The organism is Bacillota bacterium (assembly GCA_040754675.1).
Classification (GTDB): Bacteria; Bacillota; Limnochordia; order Limnochordales; family Geochordaceae; genus Geochorda.
This window is the reverse complement of sequence record JBFMCJ010000658.1, coordinates 1-2125: the sequence shown is the minus strand read 5'-3', so window position 1 is coordinate 2125 and position 2125 is coordinate 1. Positions and strand designations below refer to the sequence as shown.

Annotated in this window: 1 protein-coding gene; it reads right to left on the bottom strand. The window is 67.4% G+C overall.

Going from position 1 to position 2125, the window contains the following annotated elements:
• On the bottom strand, window positions 1–1738 hold a 1738-nt coding region (locus AB1609_22170; GenBank protein MEW6049141.1), incomplete at its 3' end, for an aldehyde ferredoxin oxidoreductase C-terminal domain-containing protein.
• Window positions 1739–2125: the final 387 nt, after the last annotated feature.

Below are 2125 nucleotides of genomic sequence, written 5' to 3'. Positions count from 1 at the left end.
ACGCGAACACCTTGTCCAGTTCCTCGTCGGGCACGTCGAAGACGACGTTGTGCGGCGGCAGGGGTTCTCGCTTCATGAACTCCGGCAGCCGGTCGTGCGCCTTCGTGAACCCGGCGCCCTCGTTGAACTTGCGTTCGGCCTTGAGGATCTCCAGCCCCAGCGGCACCACGTCATTCACCGTCCAGCTGGTTCCCAGCACCCCGTTGCAGCTCTCCACCATGCCCTCGAGCCCTTCGGGGATGTCGAGGATGGCGAAGGCGTCGAACAGGCAGTAGCCCGTGGAGTCGATGAACGCCGTGGAGGCCTGCATGGCGCGGGACAGCTCCGCCTTGTAGACGTCGAACGGGTTGGCCTTGCCGCCCACGCCCAGGATCTCGGGGGCGATGGTGTAGCCGGCCGTGTGGTCGGCCCCCATCGGGGTGGTGGCGTAGGTCACGCCGATGCCCTTGACCGCCCGGGGCTCGTACGCCGGCATGCTCTGCCCCTTCACCGCCGGGATGCGCGTCACGCCGTACGCCCGGCCCGTGAAGACGGCCCCGTTGCCCAGGATGCGGCCGAGCGCGGTGCCGTGGCGGATCTCCTGGTCCAGCAGCCGCTTGGCGCCGTCCGCATCGCCGAACCGCAAAAGCCCCGCCTCCATGGCCACGGCGAGCGTGCCGCCCATCTCGATGGTGTCGAGCCCGATGTCGTTGCACAGCCAGATCAGATCCGCGACGTCGTCGAGGTTGCCAATGCCGCAGTTGGCGCCCAGCGCCCAGACGGACTCGTACTCCATGACGGAGACCTTGAACTTGCCCTGCGGATCCGCCCAGCGGTCGGAGCACTGGATGATGCAGCCCGGGTGGCAGGGGTGGCCGGTCTCGCCTTCGCCGTCGCGCTGCTTGATGGTCTCCGCCTTGGCCTCGCCGCTGATGCGGGCGGTGTGTTCAAAGCGGCCGCTGGAGAAGTTGCGGGTGGGGTAGCCGCCCGCCTCGTTCATGATGTTCGCCAGGACGTTGGTGCCGTAGGTGTTGAGCGCGCCGCCCTTCTTGGTGACGTCGTGGGCCAGCGACGCCCTGGTGAGCTTGTCAATGCCCCGCTCGAACTGCTCCTTGTTGGCGATCTCCACGCCGGGCCCGCCGGCGTCGTCGATGACGATGGCCTTCAGGCCCTTGCTCCCCATCACGGCGCCCATGCCGCCACGGCCGGCGTAGCGGCCGGCGGTGTTCTCCTGGTCGTTGATGCAGACGCCGGCGGCGGTCATGCGGTGCTCGCCGGCCGGGCCGATCCCGATGACGGCCACCTTGCCGTGCTGCTCGGCGAGGCGCCGGCACACCTCGTACATGCCCTTGCCCACCAGGCCGTCGGCGGGGAGCAGCTCGGCGCCGTCCTTGGTCACCTTCAGCACCCAGTAGCTGCCGTTCTGCTTCGGCTGGCCCTCAACGATGATGGCCTTGATTCCGAGGCGCGCGACTTTCTGCGAGGCCATGCCGCCCGAGTTGGTCTCCTTGATGCCACCGGTGAGCGGGCTCTTGCCGCCCACGGAGATGCGGCCGGAGGTGGGGGCGGCAGTGCCGCTCACGATGCCCGGCGCAAAGACGAGCTTGTTGGAAGGCCCCAGCGGGTGGCAGGTCGGGCGCACCTCGCTTGCGACGATCATCGAGGTGAGGCCGCGCCCGCCCCAGTGGCGGTAAGCTTCCGGGACGTCTTCGAACGTGGCCGTCAGCTCGGACATGTTGACGCGAAGGAACCGTGCCAATCCCAACGCCTCCTCTCCCGAACGCTTTCCTCGCCCTCGTGGAACCTCGCTCCAAGACCGCCTGCAAACCCCGGCTTCGACCTGTGCCTTGGCGTGTCGCCTCCTTCCGCCCGAGCGGCTGTTGCGGAATCTATCCGGAACCCCGAGGGGGTCGAACGTTCAAGAGGAGGCCGCAAACGATGCCTATTCAAACGTTACGACGGTGCCAAGGAGACGAGGAGCGAACAATACCAATGCTGTACCCGCTTACATACGCGATGATAGTGGCACTCATTGGTCCCGTCAACCCCGCGGACTGCCCCTCGTCGCTGCTCGAGCCTGTGCGCATCTTCAGGGTTCTTGGGGCTCCTCACAGCCAGGGCCGGGTGTCTGTACGCGGTTGGGCAG